Origin of the sequence: Synechococcus sp. H60.1 (assembly GCF_047462335.1) — a bacterium.
In the GTDB taxonomy this organism is placed as follows: domain Bacteria; phylum Cyanobacteriota; class Cyanobacteriia; order Thermostichales; family Thermostichaceae; genus Thermostichus.
This window is the reverse complement of sequence record NZ_JANSJA010000235.1, coordinates 1-4778: the sequence shown is the minus strand read 5'-3', so window position 1 is coordinate 4778 and position 4778 is coordinate 1. Positions and strand designations below refer to the sequence as shown.

1 protein-coding gene, 2 tRNA genes and 2 rRNA genes are annotated in these 4778 nt (G+C 59.6%); all 5 read right to left on the bottom strand.

Going from position 1 to position 4778, the window contains the following annotated elements; all coding sequences use genetic code 11:
• Window positions 1-50: 50 nt before the first annotated feature.
• On the bottom strand, window positions 51-527 hold the full coding sequence (locus tag NW852_RS11250) for an LAGLIDADG family homing endonuclease (RefSeq protein ID WP_414426753.1): 477 nt from the start codon (window positions 525-527) through the stop codon (window positions 51-53).
• Window positions 528-560: 33 nt separating this feature from the next.
• Window positions 561-2594: ribosomal RNA gene (locus tag NW852_RS11245) — 23S ribosomal RNA — on the bottom strand.
• A 127-nt stretch (window positions 2595-2721) separates the two neighbouring features.
• Window positions 2722-2796: transfer RNA gene (locus NW852_RS11240), tRNA-Ala, on the bottom strand.
• Between the two features lie 2 nt (window positions 2797-2798).
• A tRNA-Ile gene (locus tag NW852_RS11235) sits at window positions 2799-2875 on the bottom strand.
• A gap of 65 nt (window positions 2876-2940) precedes the next feature.
• Window positions 2941-4468: ribosomal RNA gene (locus NW852_RS11230) — 16S ribosomal RNA — on the bottom strand.
• The 16S and 23S rRNA genes sit together here with 2 tRNA genes alongside, the layout of an rRNA operon.
• Window positions 4469-4778: the final 310 nt, after the last annotated feature.

Sequence of the window (4778 nt, the reverse complement as noted above, 5' to 3'; positions counted from 1 at the left end):
CTACCATAGGCAGTTGCCCCCTATGTCGCCATAGGGACTGGACCATATCTTCACTCCGCAGGGGTCTGCGAAGCGTCTGGCGTATGGTCTCTGAGGATTCTTGAAATCACCTCCTGCAGCGGTCGGAGCCGCTGCTTTCCCTTAGCGGCTGGGTTCATCGCATACGCCTTCTCGACGATGCGTGCCAGCCCCTCAGGGCGGCGGTGTTCCCCTTGGTTCATCAGCTCCAGGATTTCGCGGAACCGATAGAAGGTTTCGCGCTTGCATGAGAAGGGTACCACATACTTCTCGAAGTAGGGTACGACCTTCTCCCAGAGGCTACGCCGACAGTGGATGGCGTAGACATAGCAGTTGGGGCTTCCCGGTTTGGGGAAGATGCGTCCTGTGCCGAAGACTTGCTGGGCGAGCGTTAGGAGGGGCAGTCCGCTGCGGTGTTGCACCAGATGGAACTCTGGGTCAACATAGTATCCGTAGCGGCTGGTTTCGTGGTGTTTGATGCTCACCAGCAGCGAGCCTTCGCCTTCGATGAACCCTGCGAGGAACCATTTCGCCTCTTCGGTGACTTCAAGTCTTTCCTGCTGATTGGCTCCACCCATCACTTTGTCACCTCCTCGGTAGTGTGGGATCCACGAGCTGTTCCAGCATATAGCCAGATTTTACAACGGCCCTGTGACGAACCGTTAGAGTTACGGCCGGCATTCACCCGGGCTTCAGTTCGGGGCTGCACCTTGCGGCTGACCCCTCGCCTTAACCTACGGGCATTGGCCAAGCGTCGCCCCCTATACATCGGGTTTCCCCTTCGCAGAGAGCTGTGTTTTTGGTAAACAGTCGCCGGGCCCGCTTTGCTGCGACCTCTTTCGAGGCACCCCTTCTCCCGAAGTTACGGGGTCAATTTGCCGAGTTCCTTAGCGGGACTTCTCTCGCGCGCCTGAGGCTCCTCGCCTCGCCTACCTGTGTCGGTTTGCGGTACGGTCAGGTGGTTTCAACGCTACACGGGTTTTCTCGGCTCCAGTCACAGTCGCTTCGTTCACCGTGAGGATCCCTTCGTCGCCCCAGAGTTGCCGCTGGGGCGAGCGCAGCCTTCCAACTCTGCGCCCGACCGATTCTGAAGCGTCACCGCTTGGCTCCACCACCTGGGGTGGGAATGTTGACCCACTGCCCTTCGCCTACGGCGTTTCGCCCTCGACTTAGGACCGCCTAACCTTCAGCGGACGAACCTGCCTGAAGAACCCTTAGGCTTTCGGCGGACGGGATTCTCACCCGTCTTCTCGCTACTCGTGCCGGCATTCTCACTTCTGCACGCTCCAGTGGTGCTTCCGCTCCACCTTCACTGCGAGCAGAACGCTCCCCTACCGCTCCCTTGCGGGAACCCGCCGCTTCGGTAACAGGCTTGAGCCCCCTTACATTGTCGGCGCAGGGTCACATTCGACCAGTCAGCTGTTACGCACTGTTTAAAGGATGGCTGCTTCTAAGCCAACCTCCTGGTTGTTTACGCGACCCTACATCCTTTCACACTTAGCCTGTGTTTGGGGACCTTAGCGGGCGGTCTGGGCTGTTACCCTTTTGACAACGGCGCTCATCCGTCGCTGTCTCACTCCCACGCTTCCTGCTATGCCATTCGGAGTTTGGTTGGGTTCGGTAACCTGGTAGGGCCCCTAGCCCATCCAGTGGCTCTACCTGCATAGCATAGCGCGTGAGGCTGCACCTCAATGCATTTCGGGGAGAACCAGCTATCTCCGCGCTCGATTGGCATTTCACCACACTACCCCCAGTTCCTCCGAGACCTTTTCAACGGTCACCAGTTCGGCCCTCCACCGTGTGTTACCACGGCTTCAGCCTGACCAGGGGTAGATCGCGCGGTTTCGGGTCTACGCCCAGCGACTGAGTCGCCCTGTGAGGACTCGCTTTCGCTACGGCTCCGCGTCTGAGACGCTTAACCTTGCCGCTGAGCGTAACTCGCCGGCTCATTCTGCAAAAGGCACGCCGTCAGACTGTCCCCCAGAGGGGTATAGTCCTCCGACTGCTTGTAAGCGCACGGTTTCAGGTTCTCTTTCACTCCCCTCGCCGGGGTGCTTTTCACCGTTCCCTCACGGTACTGGTTGCGCTATCGGTAGCAAGGAGTATTTAGCCTTACCCGGTGGTCCGGGCAGATTCGCACAGGGCTCCACTTATCCCGTGCTACTCGGGATACCGACGAGTCGCTTCCACTTTTCGCATACGGGGCTCTCACCCTCTATGGCGTGCCGTTCCAGACACTTCTGCTAAGCGGAAGGCGTCCTCGGATGTCGGTCCCACGACCCCAACTGGGCACGCCCAGTTGGTTTAGGCTCTTCCCCGTTCGCTCGCCGCTACTGAGGGAATCTCGTTCGATTTCTTTTCCTCTGGGTACTGAGATGTTTCAGTTCCCCAGGTTCCCTCCACACCGCCTATGGGTTCAGCGGTGGGTGACCACCCATCCGGTGGCCGGGTTCTCCCATTCGGGGATCTGCGGATCAACGCCTGTTTGCGGCTCCTCGCAGCTTATCGCAGCTTACCACGCCCTTCATCGGCTCCTTGCTCCTAGGCATCCGCCGTGCGCCCTTAGTAGCTTGCCTACTTTGGCGCGCTTCTCGATGACTCCAGTCCAGTTGTCAAAGTGGAAATCGTTGGGTCCGTTGCCCGTGCTGTGGGCGCCTCATCAGCCCAACCTTCAGCGCCCCGTGAGGCGCTGAAGGTTAGGTTTGGTGGAGGCGACCGGATTTGAACCGGTGACCCCCTGCGTGCAAAGCAGGTGCTCTCCCGCTGAGCTACGCCCCCACTGGTGGGCGCGATTGGATTCGAACCAATGACCTCACCCTTATCAGGGGTGCGCTCTAACCGGCTGAGCTACGCGCCCGTGGCGGTGGTTCCCTCAAAACCGAGCAGGTAGTGCTTTGCGTGCCGTAGAGAGTAGTTTCCGTTAAAGGAGGTGATCCAGCCGCACCTTCCGGTACGGCTACCTTGTTACGACTTAGTCCCCCTTACCAGCCACACCTTCGGCGGCTCCCTCCCGTGCGGGTTAGGCGACCGACTTCGGGTGCAGCCGACTCGGGTGACTTGACGGGCGGTGTGTACAAGGCCCGGGAACGTATTCACGGCGGTATGGCTGACCCGCCGTTACTAGCGATTCCGCGTTCACGCAGTCGAGTTGCAGACTGCGATCCCAACTGAGGGTGGTTTTTTGGGATTCGCTCCCGCTCGCGCGTTGGCTGCCCTTTGTACCACCCATTGTAGCATGTGTGACGCCCTGGACGTAACCGCCATGCTGACTTGACGTCGTCCCCACCTTCCTCCGTGTTGACCACGGCAGTCTCCTCAGAGTGCCCGGCATGACCCGCTGGCAACAGAGGACAGGGGTTGCGCTCGTTGCGGGACTTAACCCAACACCTCACGGCACGAGCTGACGACAGCCATGCAACCGGTGTCCACGGGTCGGTGGGTTTCCCCACCGAGGCGCCCTATTTCTAGGGCGTTTCTCGTGGATGTCAAGCCCAGGTAAGGTTCTTCGGTTTGTATCGAATTAATCCACATGCTCCACCGCTTGTGCGGGCCCCCGTCAATTCCTTTGAGTTTCAACCTTGCGGCCGTACTCCCCAGGCGGGGCGCTTAATGCGTTAGCTACGGCGCTGAGGGTTAATCCCCCAACACCTAGCGCCCATCGTTTAGGGCTGGGACTACAGGGGTATCTAATCCCTTTCGCTCCCCCAGCTTTCGCACCTCAGCGTCAGCAACGGGCCAGAGATCCGCCTTCGCCACTGGTGTTCCTCCCGATATCAATGCATTTCACCGCTACACCGGGAATTCCGATCTCCTCTCCCGTCCTCGAGCTTCGCAGTATCTGGTGCAGCCTCCCGGTTGAGCCGTGAGATTTCACACCAGACTTACGAAGCCGCCTACGTGCGCTTTACGCCCAGTAAATTCGGGCAACGCTCGCCCCCTACGTATTACCGCGGCTGCTGGCACGTAGTTAGCCGGGGCTTTTTCTGTGGGTACCGTCTGCGTTCGTCCCCACTAAAAGGAGTTTACACCCCGAAGGGCTTCGTCCTCCACGCGGCGTCGCTGGGTCAGGCTTGCGCCCATTGCCCAAAATTCCCGACTGCTGCCTCCCGTAGGAGTGGGGCCCGTGTCTCAGTGCCCCTCGGGCCGATCATCCTCTCAGACCGGCTACCCGTCGTCGGCTTGGTGAGCCGTTACCTCACCAACAACCTGATAGGCCGCGGGCCCATCCCGAAGCGGCTTGCGCCTTTAGATGCTTCAGCCGAAGCCAAAGCATCCACATCCGGTATTAGCCCGAGTTTCCCCGGGTTGTCCCAGTCTTCGGGGCAGGTTACCCACGTGTTACTCCGCCGTTCGCCGCTCTCGGCGCCCCGAAGGACGCCTACCGCTCGACTTGCATGTCTAAGGCACGCCGCCAGCGTTCGCCCTGAGCCAGGATCAAACTCTCCGTCAGAAAACGCGATTCCTGCTTACGCAGGCTCGTTTTCCAAGGTGACTGGCCTCGCAAAGCGTTCTTACCTGCCCGGTTTTCAAGGTTCAATCACCGCTTGCCGCCCTTGCAGCAAGCGCACACGCCAACACGCCTTACGGCATTTTGTCGGCGAGTCGGATTATACCACATCCCAGGCGCGTTTGTCAAGGGCATCGCCCTTCCGCACGCAGGTTCTGGGATCTCAAGGTATCGCTTCCGCCCCAAAGTCCCTTGCTCTGAGGCGGGCTATATATTACCATGCCCGCGACAGCGTTGTCAAGGGTTTAAGCCC